Origin of the sequence: Massilia sp. Leaf139 (assembly GCF_001424165.1) — a bacterium.
GTDB lineage: Bacteria > Pseudomonadota > Gammaproteobacteria > Burkholderiales > Burkholderiaceae_D > Telluria.
The window spans coordinates 633,170-656,071 of the sequence record NZ_LMOJ01000001.1 but is presented as its reverse complement, the minus strand read 5'-3'; the positions used below and the strand labels follow the sequence as shown (position 1 = coordinate 656,071).

At 65.4% G+C, this 22,902-nt stretch carries 21 protein-coding genes; 10 read left to right on the top strand and 11 right to left on the bottom strand.

Translation table 11 applies throughout. The features are described 5' to 3' along the window. The first annotated feature begins 3 nt into the window (after window positions 1-3). From ASF77_RS03000 to ASF77_RS02990, 3 genes are all read left to right on the top strand, one after another. Window positions 4-519 carry a hypothetical protein gene (locus ASF77_RS03000; RefSeq protein WP_056334159.1) on the top strand — a complete coding sequence of 172 codons (516 nt, stop codon included), beginning with the start codon at window positions 4-6 and terminating at the stop codon, window positions 517-519. 24 nt (window positions 520-543) lie between these two features. Next, the gene (locus ASF77_RS24795; RefSeq protein ID WP_229445206.1) at window positions 544-2,031 is read left to right on the top strand and encodes an acetate kinase; all 1,488 of its coding nucleotides are present in this window, start codon (window positions 544-546) and stop codon (window positions 2,029-2,031) included. A gap of 229 nt (window positions 2,032-2,260) precedes the next feature. Then, a complete protein-coding gene (locus tag ASF77_RS02990; RefSeq protein WP_056334156.1) occupies window positions 2,261-2,956 on the top strand; it encodes a hypothetical protein in 696 nt (231 codons plus the stop codon). Window positions 2,957-3,013: 57 nt separating this feature from the next. On the opposite strand, the gene ASF77_RS02985 is transcribed toward ASF77_RS02990, so the two are convergent. Beyond that, window positions 3,014-4,030 carry a chemotaxis protein CheB gene (locus tag ASF77_RS02985; protein WP_056334152.1) on the bottom strand — a complete coding sequence of 339 codons (1,017 nt, stop codon included), beginning with the start codon at window positions 4,028-4,030 and terminating at the stop codon, window positions 3,014-3,016. A gap of 168 nt (window positions 4,031-4,198) precedes the next feature. After that, on the bottom strand, window positions 4,199-5,365 hold the full coding sequence (locus ASF77_RS02980; protein WP_056334149.1) for a 4-hydroxybenzoate 3-monooxygenase: 1,167 nt from the start codon (window positions 5,363-5,365) through the stop codon (window positions 4,199-4,201). Window positions 5,366-5,491: 126 nt separating this feature from the next. Here ASF77_RS02980 and ASF77_RS02975 point away from each other — a divergent pair, with 126 nt between their 5' ends. Beyond that, window positions 5,492-6,403 (top strand): helix-turn-helix domain-containing protein, encoded by a 912-nt coding sequence (locus ASF77_RS02975; RefSeq protein ID WP_056334147.1) that lies wholly within the window; start codon window positions 5,492-5,494, stop codon window positions 6,401-6,403. 247 nt (window positions 6,404-6,650) lie between these two features. Here the strand turns inward: ASF77_RS02975 and ASF77_RS02970 are convergent, their stop codons facing one another. Continuing rightward, window positions 6,651-7,424: an IclR family transcriptional regulator C-terminal domain-containing protein gene (locus ASF77_RS02970; protein WP_056334144.1), complete on the bottom strand. Its 774-nt coding sequence runs from the start codon at window positions 7,422-7,424 to the stop codon at window positions 6,651-6,653. A gap of 67 nt (window positions 7,425-7,491) precedes the next feature. Between ASF77_RS02970 and pcaH the strand changes: the two genes are divergently transcribed. The 5 genes from pcaH (at window position 7,492) to ASF77_RS02940 (ending at window position 13,752) form a co-directional block, all read left to right on the top strand. After that, complete coding sequence (pcaH, locus tag ASF77_RS02965) at window positions 7,492-8,259, top strand: protocatechuate 3,4-dioxygenase subunit beta (RefSeq protein ID WP_082493516.1); 768 nt, start codon at window positions 7,492-7,494, stop codon at window positions 8,257-8,259. 25 nt (window positions 8,260-8,284) lie between these two features. Then, complete coding sequence (locus ASF77_RS02960) at window positions 8,285-8,806, top strand: hypothetical protein (RefSeq protein ID WP_056336302.1); 522 nt, start codon at window positions 8,285-8,287, stop codon at window positions 8,804-8,806. Window positions 8,807-8,823: 17 nt separating this feature from the next. After that, window positions 8,824-10,221, top strand: coding sequence for a 3-carboxy-cis,cis-muconate cycloisomerase (gene pcaB, locus ASF77_RS02955; RefSeq protein ID WP_056334138.1), 1,398 nt, complete (start codon window positions 8,824-8,826; stop codon window positions 10,219-10,221). Between the two features lie 3 nt (window positions 10,222-10,224). Continuing rightward, window positions 10,225-11,502: a 3-oxoadipate enol-lactonase gene (gene pcaD, locus ASF77_RS02950; RefSeq protein ID WP_056334136.1), complete on the top strand. Its 1,278-nt coding sequence runs from the start codon at window positions 10,225-10,227 to the stop codon at window positions 11,500-11,502. A 1,824-nt stretch (window positions 11,503-13,326) separates the two neighbouring features. Further along, window positions 13,327-13,752 (top strand): ankyrin repeat domain-containing protein, encoded by a 426-nt coding sequence (locus ASF77_RS02940; protein WP_082493515.1) that lies wholly within the window; start codon window positions 13,327-13,329, stop codon window positions 13,750-13,752. Between the two features lie 255 nt (window positions 13,753-14,007). Here the strand turns inward: ASF77_RS02940 and ASF77_RS02935 are convergent, their stop codons facing one another. Together ASF77_RS02935 and ASF77_RS02930 are read right to left on the bottom strand one after the other, a co-directional pair. Beyond that, window positions 14,008-14,964, bottom strand: coding sequence for a PDR/VanB family oxidoreductase (locus ASF77_RS02935; RefSeq protein WP_056334127.1), 957 nt, complete (start codon window positions 14,962-14,964; stop codon window positions 14,008-14,010). Beyond that, window positions 14,961-16,004 (bottom strand): aromatic ring-hydroxylating dioxygenase subunit alpha, encoded by a 1,044-nt coding sequence (locus ASF77_RS02930; RefSeq protein ID WP_056334124.1) that lies wholly within the window; start codon window positions 16,002-16,004, stop codon window positions 14,961-14,963. The genes ASF77_RS02935 and ASF77_RS02930 overlap by 4 nt, the downstream gene beginning before the upstream one ends. Window positions 16,005-16,243: 239 nt before the next feature. Between ASF77_RS02930 and ASF77_RS02925 the strand changes: the two genes are divergently transcribed. After that, window positions 16,244-16,741: a MarR family winged helix-turn-helix transcriptional regulator gene (locus ASF77_RS02925; RefSeq protein WP_056334121.1), complete on the top strand. Its 498-nt coding sequence runs from the start codon at window positions 16,244-16,246 to the stop codon at window positions 16,739-16,741. A gap of 125 nt (window positions 16,742-16,866) precedes the next feature. Here the strand turns inward: ASF77_RS02925 and ASF77_RS02920 are convergent, their stop codons facing one another. The 6 genes from ASF77_RS02920 to pcaF form a co-directional block, all read right to left on the bottom strand. Continuing rightward, window positions 16,867-17,982: an ABC transporter substrate-binding protein gene (locus ASF77_RS02920; RefSeq protein ID WP_156648750.1), complete on the bottom strand. Its 1,116-nt coding sequence runs from the start codon at window positions 17,980-17,982 to the stop codon at window positions 16,867-16,869. 269 nt (window positions 17,983-18,251) lie between these two features. Beyond that, entirely contained in the window at window positions 18,252-18,953 is a 702-nt protein-coding gene (locus ASF77_RS02915; protein ID WP_056334116.1) for an ABC transporter ATP-binding protein, read from the bottom strand. Then, the gene (locus ASF77_RS02910; protein WP_056334113.1) at window positions 18,946-19,698 is read right to left on the bottom strand and encodes an ABC transporter ATP-binding protein; all 753 of its coding nucleotides are present in this window, start codon (window positions 19,696-19,698) and stop codon (window positions 18,946-18,948) included. The genes ASF77_RS02915 and ASF77_RS02910 overlap by 8 nt, the downstream gene beginning before the upstream one ends. Next, window positions 19,695-20,672, bottom strand: a complete 978-nt coding sequence (locus tag ASF77_RS02905) for a branched-chain amino acid ABC transporter permease (protein WP_056336298.1) — start codon at window positions 20,670-20,672, stop codon at window positions 19,695-19,697. The genes ASF77_RS02910 and ASF77_RS02905 overlap by 4 nt, the downstream gene beginning before the upstream one ends. 74 nt (window positions 20,673-20,746) lie before the next feature. Further along, window positions 20,747-21,613, bottom strand: a complete 867-nt coding sequence (locus tag ASF77_RS02900) for a branched-chain amino acid ABC transporter permease (protein WP_056334110.1) — start codon at window positions 21,611-21,613, stop codon at window positions 20,747-20,749. Window positions 21,614-21,696: 83 nt separating this feature from the next. Further along, window positions 21,697-22,899 carry a 3-oxoadipyl-CoA thiolase gene (gene pcaF, locus ASF77_RS02895; protein ID WP_056334107.1) on the bottom strand — a complete coding sequence of 401 codons (1,203 nt, stop codon included), beginning with the start codon at window positions 22,897-22,899 and terminating at the stop codon, window positions 21,697-21,699. Between the last annotated feature and the right edge of the window lie 3 nt (window positions 22,900-22,902).

The window sequence follows — 22,902 nt, the reverse complement described above, 5'->3', positions numbered from 1 at the left end:
CCCATGCGCATACTTCATTCCCTGCCCTTCCTGCTGCTGTCCATGGCGGGTCTGGCCAGCGCCGCGGACGCCGGCGCCGATGCCGCTCCACCGGTTCTGTTCGACGCCGCCAACGCCGTCGACGAGACAACCCTGGACGCGGCGCGCGGCGGCTTCATCACGCCCGACGGCCTGGTCGTGACGCTCGGCCTGGAGCGCCTGGTGAGCATCAACGGCAACGTGCTCGAGCGCACCCAGATGCAGCTCGGCGACATCGGCAAGCTGGCGCGCGGCGAAGCGGCACTCTCGCGCGAGGCCCTCGGCGAACTGCGCCTGATCCAGAACGGCGACGTGCGCACGCTGGCCGGCAATGCCGACAACCTGCTGGGCGGCACCGTCATCCAGAACTCGCTGAACGACCAGCTGATCAACAACCAGACCTCCATCAATGCCACCGTGAACACGGCCGGAATGTTACGTGCGCTCAATTTTGGCACAAGCCTGAATAATGCTTTGTCAACAGCCGTCGCACCCCGCTGACGGTCTACAACCATGGAGAACTAAATGCAGAAGATCCCGGCGTTATGTGCTGGCGCCCTGGCCGTCAGCACGGCGTTCTGCGTCTTGCCGGCGCAGGCCCAATCCGTCGAGGAATTGGTCGAGCAGGTCAAGGCGATGCGCCAGCAGCTCGACTCGCAGCGTGCGCGCATCGATGAACTCGAGCGCGACGTGCGCACCGCCCGCGGCACGCCGCCCCCGGCCGCCCCAGCCAGCGCCGCCGAGCCGATGCTGGCCGGCGCCGTCTCCAGCGATGCGCTGGCCAATGCCCGCGGCACCGGCAATGCGCCCCCGAACGCCGCCGCCAGCTCGCCGCTGGCCGCCGGCCTGGCCTTGCCGAGTTCGGCCGCCCAGCTCGACGCGATGCGCGGCACCGGCGGCCAGGCGGTCGCCCAGCAGCCACAGCAGGCGCAACAGCAGCAGCAGCAACAGCAGCGTCCCGCCGCGCCCGCCGCCCCGGTCGGCGGCCCGGCCAGCGCGCCGACCGCCGGCACCAATACAGCCGCCGCCGTCGGCCGCGCGCCGTCGGGCGACAGCCGCACCCGCGAGATCGCGCCGATCTTCGAGCAGCCGGGCGTGCTCACGCCGCGCGGCAAATATGTGTTCGAGCCGGCCATCCAGTACGGCTATTCGTCGAGCAACCGCGTGGCCCTGGTCGGCTATACCGTGATCCCGGCCCTGCTGATCGGCCTGATCGACGTGCGCGAAGTCAAGCGCAACACGACCACGGCCACCGCAACCCTGCGCCGCGGCTTCACCAACCGCTTCGAGATGGAAGCCAAGCTGCCTTATGTCTACCGCAGCGACGCCACCGTCAGCCGCGAGGTCTTCACCGGCACCGCGGTCGAGCGCGCCTTCGAGACCAGCGGCAAGGCGCTGGGCGACATCGAGATCGCCGGCCGCTACCAGCTCAACGATGGCGGCGTCGACAAGCCCTTCTTCATCGCCGGCATGCGCTTCAAGTCGCGTACCGGCAAGGATCCGTTCGAAGTCACGACCGACTGCCAGCGCCGCTGCGTCGGCGAGAACATCACCGGCAGCGGCCTGCCGCTGGAATTGCCGACCGGCTCCGGCTTCTATTCGCTGCAGCCGAGCGTGACCTGGCTGTTCCCGTCCGACCCGGCCGTGTTCTTCGGCAGCTTCAGCTACCTGCACAACTTCAAGCGCGAAGTCTCGCGCACGGTGCTCGGCGGCGTTCAGGAATCGCTGGGCGAGATCGCCCCCGGCGGCGTGATCGGCTTCAATTTCGGCATGGGCCTGGCCCTGAACGACAAGGCCTCGTTCAGCGTCGGCTACGACCACAACTCGGTGGCGCGCACCAAGCAGTCCGGGCGCACGGTGCCGGGCTCGGTGCGCATGCAGCTCGGCACCCTGCTGATCGGCTATTCCTACCGCCTGAGCGACAAGAAGACGCTCAGCGTGGCCGTCGGCGCCGGCCTGACCCGCGACACCCCGGACGTCAGCCTGATGGTGCGGGTACCGATGTCCTTCTAATGCCGTTCTGAGCTCCACTCGATGCGGCCAGCGCTACCGTCCGGCCGCATCGTTCTCCCTCTCCTCCGAACCTGTCCCGGTTTGCGCAAGATCAGCACCTGCGCGGAACTGTTCAGTTGTTTGTGACTCTGACTTGACAAGCGCATCGAACTGACGTGTGCCTCTGGTGCGACCAACATCGCAAACATGAGGAGAATTCATGGAAACGTCCAAACGATTAGCACAATTAATGGAACAGGCCCGTCGCCATGCGCGCCTGGTGCTTGAACTGGCGCGCCTGCCCGTGGCGCGGCTACGCTTCGAGGAGCGGCGCAACCCGGAAGGCATCCGCCGCGCGCACGCCCTGTTCACCCGCCGCCACCCGCGCTACAAGCTCATTCGCAACAAGACCATGGGCATCGCCCTGATCGACCTCAGCGCCTTTGGCGGTCAGCCGGGAGGCTACCTGCACCTGGTGCGGCGCAGCGGCCATGCCGGCCCGCAGAGCCGCAAGGCCGCCGCACGCGGCTACCAGCTGCGCCGGATCGACCGCAACGAGCACGTCGACGAGATCCATGCCATCCATACCTCTTGCGAACAGCGCCAGGGCCGGCCGATGGATCAGTCCTACCTGGTCAGGAAAGAGCGCTTCGAGAACCCGCCCCACTTCGAATGCCACGGCGTCTTCGACGCGGCCAACCGTCTGGTCGCCTATTGCAGCATGGGCCGCTACGGCAATTTCGTTGCCACCGACCAGCTGATGGGCTACAAGAGCCAGGACGGCATCATGTACCTGTTGCTGGCGAAAATCATCTGCCGCCTGATCGAGGAGCGCGAGGTCGATTACTTCATGTACGACACGTTTTTGGGCGCGCAGCCGGGACTGCGCGACTTCAAGCGCCGGGTCGGGTTCCGGCCGTACCGGGCGCGCTACGAGCTGGCATGAGCGTTGACACCGCCGCCGTCCGGCGGGATCGGCACACATCGGGGCACGCCGGCGCGCTCAGGATGTCTCGGGTTTGACGAGCGCCGCGCTGGCGATCACCTCGCGCAAGGACTGCGCCTGCCTTTTCGCACGCGCGGCTTTTGCCTCGTATTCGGCGGCGGCGGCGGGGCCGCCCAATTGCAGTGCCTTTTCCCGCATCGTGCTGAAGAGCCGCTCCTGTTCGTGCAGTGCCCGGATCGCGCCCCACAGCGCATCCTCGACCGCTTGGCTTTGCAGCGACGCCAGCACCCTGGCGGTGAAGGCATGGCCGGTATGGCAGCGGTAGCGCGGCGGGCCGTCGAGCCGCAGTTCCCACAAGGCGCCATTGCATTCCGGGCAAGTGAGTGCCGACCGAGCCCCGAGTTGCTCCAGGTCTTCCATCTCGCTGCCCCTGTCTTGAATCCGGTTTTCGATATCGATCCAGTCCGCCGCCCCCGACCCGGCGTTCATACCGTCTCCCCCCTTGGCGGCAGTCACCAGCTCGACCAGGGCCGCGCCGATGCCGGTGACGCCGAGCGTGCGGTCGATCTCCACATGCCTGAGTGCGCTGGCGGGCATGTCGGGCGCCGCGGCCTCGGCCGGATTCTGCGCGATGGCGATCCCGCCGCGTGCCTTGACCGCCTGCAAACCGACGGTGCCGTCGTCCAGGTAGCCCGTCAGGATGACCCCGATCGTATGGGCGCCATAGGCCGCTGCGGCACTGCGGAACAGTGGATCGATCGCCGGCCGGCAATGGTTTTCCTTCGGTCCATGCAGCAGGCGCACATAGCCGCGGCCGCCTTCCCCGACGACCGTCAAATGTTCGTCGGGCGGCGCCAGCAGCACCCGTCCGGGCAGGATCGGTTCGCCGTCGATCGCATGCCGCACCGGCAGTCGCGCGCGGCGGCCCAGGATTTCCGGAAGCATGCTGCCGTGCGAGCCGATATGCGTGACGATCAGGATAGCGCCGGGGAAGTCTTCCGGCAAATCGGCCAGGATGATCTTGAGCGCCTCGAGGGCGCCGAACGAACCGCCGATAACGACAATCTTGGACATGGGAACCGCGCAGGTGGACGAAGCAGTCACACTAGCGCAAAGCGTCGAAGCATGGCGCAGGCGAGGGGCTGTCGCCGCGCCAAACGATCGCGCATACGGCTGCGCGCCCGCCGCCTTTTTCCGGCAGGCGGACGAGCAGGTATCGGTGCACCGTGGATCCGCTCGCTCTCAGAACGCGCCGACGTAGTTCTCCGCCAGCGCCATACGCATTGCGCGCGAGGACACCACGTTCTCCAGTTCGGCGCGCTGGATGCGGCGTTCGAAGGCCGAGGCATCGTCGAAGGTGTGCAGCAGGCGCGTCATCCACCACGAAAAATACTCGGCGCGCCAGACCCGCTTCAGGGCGGTCTCCGAATAGCCGTTCAGGCCGTCTTCGCTGCCCGTGCGGTAAAAGGATTCCAGTGCCTGCGACAGGATGCGTACGTCGGAAATGGCGAGGTTCATGCCCTTGGCGCCGGTCGGCGGCACGATGTGGGCGGCGTCGCCGGCCAGGAACAGGCGTTGGTAGCGCATCGGCGCGCATACGAAACTGCGCATGCCGATGATCCCTTTCTGGAAGATCCGGCCTTCCTTGAGCTTCCAGCCGTCCTTGTGCTCCAGGCGCGCATGCAGTTCCGACCAGATACGGTCGTCCGACCAGGCCTCGACCTTGTCGTGCGGATCGCACTGGAAGTAGAGCCGCTGCACCGTCGGCGAACGGGTGCTGACCAGGGCGAAGCCGCGCTCGTGCTGGGCGTAGATCAGCTCATCGGACGAGGGCGCCGACTCGACCAGGATGCCGAACCAGCCGAAGGGATAAACGCGCTGGAAATCCTCGCGCGTCCCGGACGGGAACATCGGGCGCGCGACGCCGTGGAAGCCGTCGGCGCCGATCACGAAGTCGGCCTCGATGCGCCCCGCTGCGCCGCCATGCACGAAAGTGACCGAGGGCGCGGCGCCGTCGATGTCGTGCAGCGCCACTTCGCTCACCTCGAAGCGCAGGTCGCCGCCGGCCGCCAGGCGCGCCGCGACCAGGTCGATGATGACTTCGTGCTGCGGGTAAACCGTGATCGCGTGGCCGGTCAGTTCGGTCAAATCGATGCGGTGGCGCTCGCCGCCGAAGGCAAATTCGAAGCCATGGTGGAGCGCGCCTTCGCGGCGCATGCGTTCGCCCACGCCGGCCTGGTTCAGGATGTCCATGCTGCCCTGCTCGAGCACGCCGGCGCGGATGGTCGCCTCGATGTCGGCGCGGCTGCGCATCTCGAGGACGATCGATTCGATGCCCTGCAAATGCAGCAGGTGGGAAAGCAGAAGGCCGGCCGGGCCGGCGCCGATGATGGCGACCTGGGTGCGCATGAGGGTGTCTCCGATGGTGTTGTCGTTCACATCATCCTAATGGGCCGGCGCGCATTCAGGAATGGATCAAACCCGGAAATACTTGTACTATTTTCTCATTCACCCATCCGGCCAGAACCGACCGCCATGCCCGCCACTGCCACTGCCAGCGCCTCCGCCCTCTTCCCCAGCATTCCCGAGTTCGCCCTGTACGGCGAGGCCACGCGGGGCAAGGATGCCGAAGGCGTGCACATCGAGCTGATCGAGACGCGCAGCCGCAAGTACGACTGGCACATCGACACCCACACCCATGCCGGTCTGTTTCAGGTACTTTTTTTACTCGGGGGACAGGTTCGCGCGAACATCGACGGCGCGCTCTGGGAATGCGAAGGGCCGGTGGCGCTCACCATCCACCCTTCGCTTGCGCACGGCTTCGATTTTTCCGAGGAAGCCCACGGCTATGTGCTGACGGTCGACCAGAACATGCTGTTCGCGGCCAGCGGTCACGAAGGCGATCTGTTCTCTTCGCTGTTCGTGCAGCCGCTGGCGATCGGGCTCGGCGCCGCGCCCGAGATGGTCGCGCGCATCGAGGCGCTGCTGCACAACCTGATCCTGGAAGCCGCCTGGCCGCGCCACGGCCACGCCTTGATGCTCGAATGGCTGGCGCGCAGCGCGCTGCTGTTGCTGGTGCGGGTGCAGGCCGAACGGCAGATCGTCGATACCTCCGGCCGCGGCGACTTCGAGCTCTTCAGCCGCTTCCGGGTCGAGGTCGAGCGCCATTACAAGGGAGGCTGGCAGGTCGGCCAATACGCCGACGCCCTGCGCGTGGCGCCCGCGCGGCTGAACCGGCTGTGCCTGAAGCTGGCCGGCAAATCGGCCTTCGACATCACGCAGGAGCGCCTGATGCTGGAAGCCTGCCGCAAGCTGACCTATGTGCCGGCCGGTGTTGCGAGCATCGCCTATGAGCTGGGCTTCCAGGATCCGGCCTATTTCAGCCGTCTGTTCAAGAAGCTGGTGGGAATGACGCCGAAGGAGTACCGCCAGCAGGCGAAGTCGTAGGGCGTGGTCGAGGCCAGTGGCCTCGACCACGCGTTCAACGCCGGTATCGGGCGGCGGGCGGCTAGCCGAAGCCGCTTGAACGCGTGGGCGGCGCCAACGTCGCCGATGTGCACGCGATCGGGTTGAGCCGCCCACCCTACCGTAGGGTGGGCGGCTCGACTCTGACGGTCGCAACCATGCACCGGGTGCGCCACCCACGCGTTCAACACAGGCATGAGGCATCGCGGAGCTGGCCTCAGGCGACCACCTACAGCAACGCCCCCAACTCCACCTGAATCTTGATCATCGCCGGCAAACAGCGCTCGACCATCTGCCCGATCGGCAGCCTTCCCGCGTGCACGCTGACATTCATGGCCGCCACCACCTCGCCCCGGAAATTCTTCAAAGGGACGGCGATCGTGCGCAGGCCCAGTTCCAGCTCCTGGTCGACCAGCGCATAGCCCTGGGCGCGGGAGCGGGCGATTTCCAGTGCCAGGCGTTCTCGCGAGACGATCGTGTGCTGGGTGATGCCTTCCGGCTGCGCGCGTTCGAGATACGCCTCGATCTGCGCCTGCGGCAGGCTGGCCAGCAGCATGCGTCCGTTCGCGGTGCACCAGGCCGGCACCCGCGTGCCCGGCTGCAGGGTGGCCGAGACCAGCTGGCCGGCGCTGACGGCGGCCACGCACACGAGCTGGTCGTGGTCGAGCACGCCGACCGAGGCCGCCTCGCCCAGCGAGTAGGCCAGCCGGTACAGCAGCGGCTGGGCGATGCGCGGCAGGCGCGCCGAGTGCAGGTAGCTCTGGCCCAGGCGCAGCACGGCCGGGGTCAGGGAAAACAGCTTGTTCTCGTGACGCATATAGCCGAGATGGGTCAGCGTGATCAGGTAGCGGCGCGCAGCGGCGCGCGTCAGGCCGGTGGCCTCGGCAACCTCGGCGATGGTCAGGCGCGAGCGCTCCTGATCGAAGGCTTCGATCACCTTCAAGCCTTTCTCGAGACCGGCGACGAGGTCGCGCTCGAGCGGAATTTCCTGCGCAGTCGCCATGAGAATAAAAAGAACATCGATTTGTGCGAGTATCGCACAAACGGTGCGCACTGCGGACGCGACGTCGATGTCGCCGCTTGCCGCAGCGTCAACGCAGGCCTACCATTTTCGCTATCGACAAGATTCACCAAGGAGACAGGCCGTGAAATTCGACGTCATCGAGCCGGGCATCTGGCCCGAGCTGATCTATCCCGCCTATAAATCGACGGTCGCGCGCGGGCCGCAGCAGCCGAACCTGCGCATCGAGGCGCCGGTGCCGGTCACGCAAAACATCGTGACCACGCCGCGTCTGCTGCTGCCGAACGATACCGACCTCACCAAGCATGGGCAGGGCGAGCCGCTGGGTGAGAAGATCGTCGTCACCGGCCGCGTGCTCGACGAGGACGGCAAGCCGGTGCGCAATTCGCTGGTCGAGGTCTGGCAGGCGAATTCGGCCGGCCGCTACTGGCACAAGAAAGACCAGCACGCCGCGCCGCTCGATCCGAATTTCTACGGCGTCGGCAAGATGCTGACCGACGACGAGGGCCGCTACCGCTTCGTCACGATCAAGCCCGGCCCCTACCCCTGGGGCAACCACGACAAGGCCTGGCGCCCGGCCCACATCCACTTCTCCCTGTTCGGTAACGTCTACGCCCAGCGCCTGGTGACGCAGATGTATTTTCCGAGCGACCCGCTGTTCGACTACGATCCGATCTTCCAGAGCGTGCCCGACGAGGCCGCGCGCCGGCGCCTCATCTCGCGTTTCAGCATGGAGGAAACCGTGGGCGGCGAGATGCTCGGCTACGAATTCGACATCGTCCTGCGCGGACGCGACGCCACCCCGATGGGCCTGTAAGGAGAACCGCATCATGAGCAAAACGATGAGCCAGATCACCACCTCGCAAACCATCGGCCCCTTCTCGCACGAAGCCTGGCAATGGGCGGTCGACGCCTGCACCCCGGCCAACGTGAAGTCGAACGCGCCGACCATCAACATCAGCGGCGTCATCTACGACGGCAACGGCGCGCCCATCAACGACGCCCAGATCGAAGCCTGGACGCCGGCCGGCGCCGCGTCCGAGGCCGAACATGCGATTCCGGGCTTCCGCCGCGTGCCGAGCGGCGAGGCGGGTGAGTTCTCGATGTGCATCTCGCAGCCGGAGTCGGCCACGCGCGGCGAGCCGGTCATGTACGTCACCGTCTTCGCGCGCGGCCTGGTAAAACACCAGTTCACGGCCGTGTTCCTGGAAGACGATACGGGCCTGGCCCAGTCTGCGATACTGAACCAGGTGCCGCAAGCGCGCCGCGCCACCCTGCTCGCGCGCAAGACCGGCGACAATGCCTACCGCTGGGACATCTGGATGCAGACCGAGAAGGAAACCGTCTTCTTCGACTACGTCTGAACACACGACAGGAATCCATGAGCGTATCGATTTTCGACAGTTTTCTCACTACGCCGGAAAGCATCGCCGTCTTCGACGACGCGGCGGTCGTGGACGCGATGTTCCGCTTCGAGGCCGCGCTGGCACGGGCCCAGGCCGAGGAAGGCTTGATCCCCGCCGCCGCGGCAAGCGCGATCGCCGGCGTCTGCAAGGCCGAGCTCTACGACATCCCGGCCTTGATTACGGCCGGACGCCGCGCCGGCAGCCTCGCCATCCCGCTCGTCAAGGAGCTGACCAGGACCGTCGCCCTGTATGACGCGGAGGCGGCGCGCCACGTCCATTGGGGCAGCACCAGCCAGGACGTGATCGACAGCGCCATGGCGCTGGTCACGCGCGACGCCCTGCGCCTGCTCGACGACGAGCTGCAAACCCTGTGTGCGCACTTGCTGGCGCTGGCCGGCGACCACCTCGCCACGCCGGTGCTGGCGCGCACCCTGATGCAGCCGGCCCAGGTGACGAGCTTCGGCTTCAAGCTGGCCGGCTGGCTGGCGCCGCTGGTGCGTGCGCGTGCTTCCCTGCGCGCGGCGGCCGCACGCGCCCTGCAGCTGCAGCTGGGCGGCGCGGTCGGCACACTGTCGGTGATGAAGGATCAGGGGGCCGCGGTGGCCACGCGCGTGGCCGCGCAGCTCGGCCTGAAGGTCGCCGACGCCGCCTGGCATACCCAGCGCGACGAATGGGTGCGGCTCGGCCTGGAAGTGGCGGTGTTGACCGGCAGCCTGGGCAAGCTGGCCACCGACCTGAGCCTGATGGCCCAGGGCGAAATCGCCGAACTGGCCGAACCCTCCGGCAACGGGCGCGGCGGCTCCTCGGCCATGCCGCACAAACGCAATCCGGTGTCGGCGATGATCGCCCTGGCAGCGGCGCGGCGCACGCCCCAGCATGCGGCGGCGCTGCTGTCCTGCATGGATCAGCAGCACGAGCGGGGCCTGGGCAACTGGCAGGCGGAGCTGGCCGAATGGCCGCCGCTCTTCCTCTCCGCCCACGGCGCCCTGCAGGCGCTGAACCAAGCCTTTGCCGGCTTGAGCGTCGACCGCGCGCGCATGCGGCGCAATATCGACGCCTTGCAGGGGCTGGTTTTCGCCGAGAGCGCGTCGAGCAACCTGGCCGGCGCCATCGGCCGCCCCGCCGCGCACGCGCTCCTGGAACGGCTCACCGTGCGCGTGAGCGCGGAGGGGCGGCCGCTGGACGCTTTGCTGCTGGACGCCGTACAGGCCGATCCGCAGCTTGCCGCCCACGTCGACCAGCAGCATCTCGCCACCTTGTTCGACCCGGCGGCCGCACTGGCGCCGGCACGCCGCCTGGCCGAAGACCAGCTCGCGCGCCTGCGTTCCACCATGGTCGAGCTGGACGCCACCCACCCTTTTCGAGAGCAGTGACGCATGAGTTTCGATCCGATAGACCATGATTTCGAGCGCGGCCTGCAGAACCGCCGCAGCGTGCTGGGCGACGAATGGGTCGACCGTTCGCTGGACAAGGCGACCGGCTTCAACGCCGACTTCCAGAACCTGATCACCCGCTTCGCCTGGAACGAGATCTGGGGCCGCCCCGGCCTGGATCACAAGACGCGGCGCGCGATCGTCCTCTCGATCACGATCGCGCTCGGCCGCTGGGAGGAATTCGAACTGCACGTGCGCGCCGCCCTGCTCGGGCCTGATGACAGCCGCCTGACGCCCGACGAGATCAAGGAAATCCTGATGCAGTCGGCGATCTACGCCGGCGTGCCGGCCGCGAACACCGCCTTTACCCACACGCTGGCGATCCTGCGCGAGGTCGGCGAGCAGATCGGCTATGTGCTGGAACCCGCGGCGCCTTCCGCCGCCGCCCACAGTGGCAGCGGCCACGAGGGCCGTAGCGCCAGCACCCCGGCCCTGCACTACAGCGTGCGCGAACCGCGCAACGGCAAGGCGCCGCGCCACACGGTGGTGCTGAGCCACGCGCTGGGCTGCGACCTGACGATGTGGGACGCGCTCGCCAACCAGTTGGCGCTCGAGAACCGCGTGATCGCCTACGACCACCGCGGCCACGGCAGCTCTGACGCACCCGACGCGCCCTACACGATGGCCGACCTGGCCGACGACGCCGCGCGCTTGTTACAGGAATTAAACACTGAGCTCGATACGGGCCCCGTGGTCTGGGTCGGCCTCTCGATGGGCGGCATGGTCGGCCAGGAGCTGGCGCTGCGCCACCCTGCCCTGGTGCGGGCGCTGGTGCTGGCCAACACGACGAGCGCCTATCCGGACGCCGCGCGCGCCGTGTGGGAGCAGCGCATCGCGACCGTGCGCGCCGGGGGCATCGAAGCGGTGGCCGATGCCGTCATGGGGCGCTATTTCCACGACGCGTTCCGTGCGCAGAAACCGGCAACCGTGGCGCGCTACCGGCGCCGGCTGGTTGCCACCGATGCCATCGGGTATGTCGGCTGCTGCAAAGCGGTGGGCAATGTCGATACCACCGCGCGGCTGGGGCAGATCGCGGTGCCGGTGCTGGTGATTGCGGGCGAGCTCGACCAGGGCACGCCGGTCGCCATGGCCGAGACCCTGGCCCAGACCATCCCCGGCGCGCGCCTGGAGGTATTGAAAGATGCCTCGCACCTGAGCGCTGCCGAGCAGCCGGAAGCGTTTGCGGCGTCCGTGACGAGGTTCGTCGCGGGGCTGTCCTAATGAAGCGTAACGCCACCGCCTGCTCTTGAACGGATGCAGCCGCCAGCTGTCGACCCACAACGATCCAATCAGGGTCGCATAATGCGAACAGCGCCCTTTTCTATTCCGATAGGTCGTTGTCCCCGATCGCCGCGGCATCTGGACGCTCATCAATGAAAAACCTGGCAATCCGGATCGCTTGGTCTCTCGCCTCGCCAACCGTATTGGACGATGGCTCGGTGGTGAAGCATGGTGCCATCGCCACGGCGCCAATCCGGCTTATCTGAATGGAAGAGTGCCATTTTGGCGTTTTCCGTTCTCCATTCGAGTGCAGGGTTACCGCGATACGGTAACCGCGGTATGTGCCTAGTCGATCCATGGCGCGTCTCCTTGCGGAAGAAACTTCGGAACAGGATGCTCTGGCACCGTTCCGAAGGATATCCGCTGTAGCGAGCGGCTCGCTTCGGTACACCGAGCGCATTCTGATGCTCTCTATCGGCTAAAGAGAAGGCCTCGTGCCGTCATACAATGGTCTGACTTCCGCTTTTCGGCGCAGCGTTGGTCGAGTAAGCACGCGCAATGCAACACGAATCGGGACTTTGCCGGCTGCCAAGGCACGTGCAGCGCCTGCAAGATTTTGGCTTGAATAGTTACGCAACACAGCGTCGATAAGGATGGCAGTAAGGCGATCCATGCGGTTGAACATCGGCACCTCCGAATCTGCAAAAGCTTGATGCCAATAAATATTGCTGCTTGACGGAACGCACGCTGCAATCGTTGGAGGAATGCTGGCCTGGCTTCTGTCAAACGATACGGCCGGACTTGCTTGCAGCCCGGTTGCCACCTAGCCCGCTCGTCAGCGCTGTCGGGGTATATGGCCAGATCAATTTGCAAACCGGGCGGCCGGGTCTGAAGATGCGGCCCTGGACGCATAGCTGTTCAAACGAATCAGGAAGATACTCTGGCGTAAACTCGGCGGGACGACTGCTGTGTGAGGAGATCGGATAGTTCGAAGAACAACAGACACTATGCGCTTCATTTCGAGCGCACAGTTGAAAGAGAGAAGAATCTTTAGCGAAAGCTGCTTCCGGTATCGTTGAGAACCGCTGCCTTTGGCCGGCAACTGAGCGGCGATATGGATTGACTATCGACTGAACGCCTTGGCAATCATTCCTCAGGTCGCCTTGAACAATGATTGAACTTTCCATGCACCCATCAACGAGGCCGCACGGATGTCGAAACTCAGATACAGAAGATGATCGCAAAAAGCGAACCGTAAAATAGTAGCGAAGTAGCCGCTATCAGACACAATCCTACGAGCACAGGTATATCCACCCGGCCCTGCTCGATTTTGCTCCTTGAAAGACCATAAATGTCAGTGTAACTCATGAGAGCGCCCTCCTTGCGTTGGCCAATGGCTTCCATCATGGAGTAAGCAATGATCGCGCCACGAACAAATCTGCTTTAAAAACAAGTGCTTGGATTGAAGCGCTGCTCGGGAATCGGATAGTTGTAAGTTTTCGTCCCATTTTTGAGCGTATCCGTGAATAAATACGTTTCTGCTGGCTTACGCTGCAATAATTAGCTGCATGCACTGTTCTTCGAACTGCCGATTCAGCAGGGTGGGCGTGCGGGCGTGGATTGGTGAGTCAAGCTGGCCTGGCTCCCGACGCTGTTTGTGACGGGCCTTGATGCCGGCTGCTTTGATCAGTCGCGCCACGCGGTTCTGGCTGCAGGAAAAACAGTGTCGATAAGGTCGCGCGCCAAGATCACCTTGAAACCCGTCGTGTATCTAGTATTGTGTAATAGACGGCAGACTCGGCACTGGCGTCGAGGACGGGCGAAGTGGATATCTTTACAGCAGTGGAACGCAAGAACCTGCGCGAACTGCAGCGGATCCTCAAGAGCGATCCGACTGCGCCGCGGAGAACCGATTGTTGGGGACGCACAGCCCTGATGCTGGCCTGCGTTGAGGGCGAGGAGGAGTTCGTCAGGCTGCTGCTCCCACTGAGCGATCCACAGGCAAGCGACCGCGACGGGGAGACGGCTCTGATGCTGGCTTCCTTTGGCCACCCGAGCTGCGTCGAGTTGCTGCTGCCGGTCAGCGATCCGCATGCGCAGGACGGAGACGGCTGGACGGCCCTGATGTGGGCTGCCTCCAGCGGTAGTCAAACCTGCATCGACATGCTGCTGCCCCACACTGATGCGGGCACCGTCTTCATGGTACCGCGTAAAGCCTTGAACGATAGGCCCGCGCCTTCTCTCGATTGACTCTGCTGCGCGCTTGCAGCGAAGACCCCACCAAGCGCAGTAACAGGTCAGCCGGCACGATTTACATGCCCCCATCCCTGTTATGCTTGGCCGTGCCTGCCGTAAAAGCAAGTTACGAGCATGCTGCTGGGCGTGTGTCTTTTCTGGCCAGCGATAGCGCGGCAGATACGCCGTTACCCCGTGGATACAAGTGGCCCACCCTGCACACCAGTCCCTGACGCATACGTCAATGCAGCATGCGCCGAGACCGCTGCATCACAAATCCAGCACCAGCACCTTCGTCTTCGACCGCGAACAGCACGGCGTGAACTGGTCGTTCGCCGCCTGCTCCTCCTCCGTCAGATACATGTCGCGGTGATCCGGCACGCCTTCGAGCACGCGCGTGAGGCAGGTGCCGCAGACGCCCTCCTCGCACGAATACGGCACCTCGACGCCGGCCTCGAGCAGCACCTTGATCACGGTCTGCCCCGGCGGCACGGTGACCACCTTGCCGCTCGAGGCCAGCCTGACGTCGAAGGGCTGGTCGCCGGTGGTATCGACCGCCGCCGCGCTGAAGTACTCCACGTGCAGCTGTGCTTGCGGCCAGCCCTGGGCCTTGGCCGTGTCCAGCACGTAGGCGATAAAGCCCTGCGGGCCGCAGACGTACAGGTGGGTGTCCGGCTGGGGATTGGCAAGCAAGGCCGCCATGTCGAGCTTCTGCGCCGCGTCACCGCTGTCGTAATGGAAATGCACCAGGTCGCGCAGGTGCGATTCGCCCAGGCGCTGCTTGAAGGCCGCCTTGTCCGGCGAACGGGCGCAGTAGTGCATCTCGAATTGCGCACCTTTGGCGGCCAGGGTTTCGGCCATCGCCAGGATCGGCGTGACGCCGATGCCGCCGGCCAGCAGCAGGGTGCGCCCCGCGTCCACCAGCGGGAAGTGGTTCTTCGGTTCCGAGACGGTGAGCACGGTGCCGACCTCGATGCGGTCGTGCATGGCCTCCGAGCCGCCGCGCGAATCGGCGTCGCGCAGCACGCCGATCTGGTAGCGGTGGGTTTCGCCCGGCGCGTTGCAGAGCGAGTACTGGCGCACCAGGTTGCCCGGCAGGTGGACGTCGACGTGGGCGCCGGCCTCGAAGCCCGGCAGCGGCGCGCCGTCCACGCGCACCAGCTCGTAGCTGCAGATGCCGTCGGCCTCGTTGTGCTTGCCGGCGACCTTCACTTCGAACGTGTTCATGGCGCGAACTCCTTCATCTGTTCTTTCGACAGCCATTGTTCGATGATGCGGCGCGACTGCACGCCGCCGGCGTCGATGTTCAGCATCAGCAGCTTGCGCTCGGGATGGCGCAGGATGTTCTGCTGCTGTAGTTCCAGCATCTCGCGGTCTTCGCCGAAGATCTTGCCCTGGCCTTCGCGGATGGTCTTCGTCAGCTCGGCATCTTCCGGCTTGAAGTTGCGCGCCATGCCCCAGAAGTACCAGTGCGAAGTCTCGGTCTCGGGCGTGATGAAGTCGACCACGATCGACGACGCCTTGTGCTCGGCTGGCGCGTGATAGCCGCCCTTGCCCGCATGCGCGACGCCGACCTCGATCATCACGTGGCTCGGGGCGTTGAAGCGGCAGATCTGCCAGCGGTCGACCGGGACCTTGTCGGCCAGGCCGTTGCCGCGCAGGGCCGCCTGCCAGAACGGCGGCGGCATGATGTTCTCCATGAAGCGGCTGGTGACCACTTGCTCGCCCTCGACCTTGGTCGTGACGGGCGCCTCGTCGATTTCCTTCTGGCCGATCGAGGACGCGTGCACATAAGTCTCGTGGGTCAGATCCATCAGGTTGTCGACCATGAGGCGGTAGTCGCAGTTGATGTGATACAGGCCGCCGCCGTAGGCCCACTCGGGGTTGTCGGCCCACTCCAGGTGGTGGATGGTGGCCGGGTCGGCCGCTTCCTTGTCGCCCGTCCAGACCCAGATGAAGCCGTAGCGCTCTTCGACCGGATAGCTGCGAATGCAGGGGAAGCCGCGCACGCGCTGGCCCGGCATGCTGATCGCCTTGCCCTCGCAGCCCATCTCCAGGCCGTGGTAGCCGCAGACCAGGTTGCCGTCGCGGACGAAACCAAGCGAGAGCGGCGCGCCGCGGTGCGGGCAGAAATCCTCGACCGCGGCGACCTTGCCGCCTTGGCCGCGGTAGAACACGATCTTTTCGCCGCAGATCTGGCGGCCGAGCGGCTTGCCTTCGATTTCATCCGGGGTGCAAGCCACGTACCAAGCGTTTTTCGGGAACATCTCCGTCTCCTTATGAGCGTCGAACAAAGCCGCCATGGCTGCGTTGCATCGTCTTGCCGTACAAGCGTACTGTCTTCGACGATGCGCCTTGCCCGGATGGCTTTGTTAGACGCTCTTGATTAGATTATTCGATATTCAGTACACTGAATGTGAGAAAAGTATCACGCGTTTGCGGTGCGAAGTAAACTACGTTCTCGAACTTTTTTAATGGTGCGCCGCACCACGTAACCTCAAGAAATATGTCGACAGAAAAAGCAGCCACCGGCCCGGGCGCCATGCTCGATTTGTACAACCATCCGGGCCATTTGCTGCGGCGCGCCCAGCAGATTTCGGTGTCGATTTTTTACGACGAAATGGGCGGCGAACTGACGCCGGTGCAGTACGCGATCCTCAGCCGGCTGGCCGAGCATCCGGGGATCGACCAGGTCTCGCTGGCCGGGCTGGCGGCGATCGATACTTCGACCGGGGCCACCGTTTGTGCGCGGCTGGAGGAAAAGGGACTGCTCGAACGGAAGGTGATTCCGCATAACCGGCGCCAGCGGGCATTGAACATCACGGCCGCCGGCCAGGCCCTGCTCGATGCGCTGGCACCAAGAGCGCAGCGGCTGCGCCAGCGCCTGCTCGAACCCCTGAGCCCGCAGGAGCAGGAGGTGTTCATGGGTCTGCTGGCGAAGCTGGTGCACGAGAATAACGAGCAGAGCCGGGCGCCGCTGGCGGTGCGGGTCGGCGACAAGTAATCGGCGCCGATACCGCTCGCATGCGCGCGTAGGGCGGTCGCCTGTCCGGCTATCGGTGTATCGCGGCCCTACGCGGGCATGCCCGCCCTACGGACACGGGGTTGCTCCCTGTGTCCGGCATGCCTTCACTCCACGCCCGGATCCTTGAATTTCTCGACCTTGTCGAATTCGACGTTGAACACGCCGCCATCGCCCTGCTCGGCCTTGCGGATGTAGACCGTCTGGACGATGTCACGGGTGGCCGGGTCGATCGTGACCGGGCCGCGCACGCTGTTCCAGGACTGGCCCTTCATTGCTTCCAGCAGTTTCGGCCCGGCGCTGTCGCCATTGGTCTTCTTCAGCGCGGCGTACAGCAGGTGCATGCCGTCGTAGGCGCCGACCGCGTGGAAGTTGGGGCGCATGCCCTTGTTGGCCTTGGTGAAGGCGGCTACGAAGGCCTTGTTTTCCGGCGACGGGTGCGCGGCCGAATAGTGGTGGCTGCTGACCACGCCCAGGGCGGCCGGGCCGATGCTCGGCATCAGGTCGTCGTCCAGCACGTCGCCGGTAGCGATCAGGCGGATGCCGGCCTGCGCCAGGCCGCGGTCGGTGAACTGTTTCAGCACGGCGGCGCCCTCGCCCGACGGCACGAACACGAACAGGGCGTCCGGTTTCGCATCCTTCACACGCGCCAGGAAAGGCGAATAGTCCGGGTTGCGCAGCGGTGCGCGCAGCGAGGCGACGATTTTGCCGCCAGCTTTCGTGAAGTCCTTGACGAACACCTTTTCGGCGTCGATGCCGGGGCCGTAGTCGGAGACGAAGGTCACCACCGACTTGATCTTGTTCTTGGCCGCCCACTGCGCCATCGGCGCGGTGACTTGCGCCAGCGTGAAGCCGGTGCGCACGATGTAGGGCGAACGCTGCGGGATCACCGAGGTGGCCGCGTTCATGACGATCATCGGCACCTTGGCCTGCGTGGCGACCGGCGCGGCGGCAAAGGCGAGCGGCGTCAGGCCGAAGCCGGCCAGCACCTGCACCTTGTCGCGCGCGACCAGTTCCTGGGCGATGCGCTTGGTGACGTCGGGCGAGACGCCACCGTCGTCCTTCAGGATGATCTGCACTTCGCGGCCGGCGACGGTGGCGCCGTTCTGCTGCAGGAAGAGCTTCACCGCGGCGTCGACCTGGCGGCCGGTGGAGGCGAAGGGGCCGGACATGGGGACGATCAGGCCGACCTTGATCGGGTCGGCGGCGTGGGCCAGGCCCATGCCGGCGCTGGCGAGTGCGGCGCCGATCAGGATGTGGCGGCGGGTTTTGTTCAGGTTTTTCAACACGTTGGTCTCCTCATTTTTGTGTGAACGCTTTTGTAGGGGTGGGCGATGCCAATGGCATCGCCTACGGTTTCACCGGGCGGCTTCGCCGCCCACCCTACGAATATGTTTTCCTTTGTAGGGCGGGCATGCCCGCGTGATACGTGGCGGCGAGATCGTCGAGCACGATATCGGAACCGGTACGTATCGACGCGGGCATGCCCGCCCTACGCAACAGCGACTAACCGGTCGAGCTTTTCGCCATCGGCCAGCAGGCTGGCGCTATCGGAATCATGGACGATGCGCCCGCGATCGAGCACGATCGCCCGCGAGGTCAGCGACAAGGCCAGCCTTGCGTGCTGCTCGACCACGATTACCGACATGCCCTCCTCCGCCACCAGCTTGCGGATCACCCGCACCAGTTCCTGCACGATGATCGGCGCCAGGCCTTCCATCGGCTCGTCCAGCAGCAGGATGCGCGGGTTCGTCATCAGGGCGCGGGCAATGGCCAGCATCTGCTGTTCGCCGCCCGAGAGCTGGTTGCCCATGTTCGCGCGCCGCTCGTACAGGCGCGGGAAGATCTCGTAGACCTTGGGCAGATTCCACGGCCCCGGACGCGCGACCACCGTCAGGTGTTCCTCGACCGTCAGGGACGGGAACATGTGGCGCTCCTGCGGCACCCAGCCCAGGCCCGATTGCGAACGTTTATAGGTCGGCACGCGCGCGATGTCGGCGCCGCTCCAGCGAATCGAGCCCTTGTGCAGGCGCGTCAGCCCCATCAGCGTGACCAGCAGGCTGGTCTTGCCGACGCCGTTGCGGCCCAGCAGGGCCAGGCTGTCCCCCTCGTTCATCGTAAAGGAGACGTCCTCCAGCACGATCGATTCGCCGTAGCCGGCGGTGACTTTGTCCAATGCCAGCAATTCAGCCATGTTCGGCCTCCCCCAGATACACTTCTTTCACGCGCGGATCGGCGGCGATTTCTTCCGGCGTCCCTTCGGTCAGCACCTTGCCGCCCACCAGCACCGTGATCCGGTCGGCGAAGCGGAACACCAGGCCCATGTCGTGCTCGATGAAGAGCACCGTGACGTCGCGCGGCAGGCCGGCGATGACTTCGAACAGCTCTTTGCTCTCGGCCGACGGGATGCCCGCCGCCGGCTCGTCCAGCAGCAGGATCTTCGGCTTCGTGGCCAGGGCCAGCGCGATCTCGACCAGGCGCTGCTTGCCGTAGGCCATGCTGCGCGTGATGGAGTTCGCTTCTTTCGTCAGCTTCAGCGTGGCCAGCAGCGCCATCGCTTCCTCGACCACCTCGTCGTGCTTCGCGACCGTCTTCCACCACACCTTGTGCAGGCCGCGCCGCTCGCAGATCGCCAGCACCACCGATTCGAGCACGGTCATGCCCGCGAACAGGGTGTTGATCTGGAAGGTACGCGTCATGCCCAGTTTCACGCGCTCGTGCTGCGGCAGCTTCGTGATGTCCTGGTTGCCCATGTACACCGCGCCGCTGGTCGGCGGGAAGCCGCCGGTCAGCAGGTTGATGAAGGTGGTCTTGCCGGCGCCGTTCGGGCCGATCAGCGCGTGGCGTGCGCCCGGCTCGAAGTTCAGCGAGATGTCGGTATTCGCCTTGAAGCCGCCCCACTGTTTCGAGAGGCCTTCGGTGCGCAGAGTGTTCGTCATGCTGCCTCCTTGCGTTTGAACTTGGCCATGATCTTTTCCGCGCCGCCCATGATGCCGCCCCGTGCGAACAGCACGATCAGCACCAGGAACAGGCCGATGTAGAACTGCCAGTAGGCCGGGTCGAGGCCCGAGATCTTGTCCTGCGCGACCATGAACACGGCCGCGCCGATCAGCGCACCGTACAGGCGGCCGGTACCGCCCAGCACCAGCATGATCAGCAGTTCCGCCGAGCGCGGGAAGCCCAGCACGTCCAGGCCGACGAACTGGGTCGTCTGCGCCAGCAGCGCACCGGCCACGCCGGCGATCGCGGCGCTGACGGTGAAGATGGCCTTCAGGCGGCGGTCGACGTGGGCGCCGATGGCCGGCATGCGGCGTCCGCCTTCGCGGATGCCGCGCAGCGACATGCCGAAGGGCGAATTGACCAGACGACGCATGAACACGAACAGCAGGAACAGCACGCCGAAGCTGTACCAGAAGGCCGTCTTGCCGTACAGGTCGAACTCGAAGGCGCCGAACAGGTTCCCCATCACCATGCCCGACAGGCCATCGACGCCGCCGGTGATGAAGGCCGCCTTGTTCGCCGCTTCGAACAGCATCAGGCCGATGCCCAGCGTGACCATCAGGCGTGCCAGATCCTGGCCGCGCACGACGAGAAAGCTGACGATGAAGCCGACCACGCCGGCTACAACGCTTGCTGCGAACAGGCCCGAGATCGGCTCGCCCCAGCCATGCACCGACAGCAGGCCCGCCGTGTAGGCGCCGAGCCCGAAGAAGGCCGCGTGGCCGAGCGAGACGATGCCGGCATAACCCAGGATCAGATCCAGCGAGAGCGCGAACAGGCCGATGATCATGATCTGGCTGATCAGGACGAGGTAGTCCGGGAAAAGGAAGTAGGACGCCACCGGCAGCAGCCAGAACACGATTTCGAGCGGCTTCCAGCGGTCGTTCGGCAGGCGCAGGAGGGATTTGTCCATGGTCGTCGCGGGTTGGTTGGCATCGGCGGCACCGGCGGCATGCTTGGCCTTGAGGGCCGAGGTCGAATAGGCGTTCATGCTTTCCTCCGTACGAGGCCGAACGGGAACAGGATCAACAGGACGACCATCAGCGTGTAGATGACGAAGGCGCCCACTTCCGGCACATAGTATTTGCCGGCCACATCGAACACACCCAGGATCAGCGCGGCGATCAAGGGGCCCTTGATGGAACCGGCGCCGCCCACGGCCACGACCAGCAGGAAGTAGACCATGTACTTGACGGGGAAGCTCGGATCGAGGCCGAGCACGTCGATGCCGAGGCCGCCGCCCAGGCCGGCCAGGCCGGAACCGAGGGCGAAGGTCAGCGAGAAGACGCGGCTGACGTTGATGCCGAGACCGGCGGCCGCGGTCTGGTTGTCGACCGAGGCGCGGATCTGGGCGCCGAAGCGGGTGCGCTCGATCAGAAGGTAAAGGCCGAGCGTGACCAACACCACGACGGCGATCAGGAACAGGCGGTAGGAACCCAGGTCGAGCCCGAGCACGTGCACCTGGCCGCGCAGCCAGTCCGGCAAGTTGACCGGCTGCTGCGTCGGGCCGAACAGGAAGGTGGCGCCGGCCACCGCCATGAAGGTCAGGCCGATCGAGAACAGCACCTGGTCGAGATGGGTCGCTTGATACAGCTGGCGGTACAGGGTGCGTTCCAGCACCAGGCCGACCACGGCCGCGACGAGGAAGGCGACCGGCAGCGTGGCCAGGAAAGGCATGCCCAGCTTTTGCAGCAGGCTCACGCAGACATAGCCGCCGACCATGGCAAAGGCGCCGTGCGCCAGGTTAATGAAGTTCATCAGGCCCATCGTCACCGAGAGGCCGACGCTGATCAGGAATAACAGGCTGCCGTAGGCAATCCCGTCGAAGAGCACGCCGATGAAATTCCCGATCATGGCTGCCTCCCTTGTCGTCCGTACTGTTTCATGCTTTGTCTCCTGCTATTTATCGTTCTGCTGCCAAGTGATGCCCGAACGGCTCAGACCCGTTCGATCACCATCGCAATCCCCTGCCCCACGCCGATGCACATCGTGCACAGCGCGTAGCGTCCGCCCGTACGGTGCAGCTGGTACGTCGCGGTGGTCACCAGGCGAGCGCCGCTCATGCCCAGCGGGTGCCCGAGGGCGATGCCGCCGCCGTAAGGGTTAACCCTTGGATCGTCGTCTGCAATGCCCAGTTCGCGCAACACGGCCAATGCTTGCGATGCGAATGCTTCGTTCAATTCGATGATGTCGATCTGGTCGAGGTTCATGCCCAGCTGCGCCATCAGTTTTTTCGTGGCCGGGGCCGGACCGATGCCCATCACGCGCGGCGGCACGCCGGCGGTGGCCATGCCGACGATGCGGGCGCGCGGCGTCAGGCCGTGCTGCGCGGCCGCTTCCTTGCTCGCGATCAGCACCGCGCAGGCGCCGTCGTTCACGCCCGAGGCGTTGCCGGCCGTGACCGAGCCTTCCGGATGGACGACTCCCTTCAGCTTGGCCAGCGCTTCGATGCTCGTTTCGCGCGGGTGCTCGTCCTGGACGAAGGCGATGTGGTCGCCTTTCTTTTGCGGGATATGCACCGGCACGATCTCGTCCGCGTACAGGCCCTGGCGCCATGCCTCGGCCGTCTTCTGCTGGCTGCGCAGCGCGAACTTGTCCTGGTCTTCGCGCGAGACCTTGTAGTCGACCGCGACGTTCTCGGCCGTCTCCGGCATCGAATCGGTGCCGTACAGGTGCTTCATCTGCTTGTTGACGAAGCGCCAGCCGATCGTGGTGTCGTAAATACTGGCCTGGCGCGAGAAGCTTGACTCGGCCTTGCCCATCACGAAGGGCGCGCGTGTCATCGATTCGACGCCGCCGGCGATCATCAGGCGCGTCTCTCCGGCCTTGATGGCGCGCGCGGCGATGCCGATCGCATCCATGCCCGAGCCGCACAGGCGGTTCACCGTGGTGCCCGGCACGTCGGCCGGCAGGCCCGCCAGCAGGGACGACATGTGGGCCACGTTGCGGTTGTCCTCGCCGGCCTGGTTGGCGCAGCCGAAGATCACGTCGTCGACCTGCGTCCAGTCGACGCCCGGGTTGCGCTTCATGAGTTCGCGCAGGGGCACGGCGCCGAGGTCGTCGGCGCGCACGTCCTTCAGGGCGCCGCCGTAGCGGCCGATGGGTGTGCGAATCGCGTCGCAGATGTATGCGTCAATCATGGT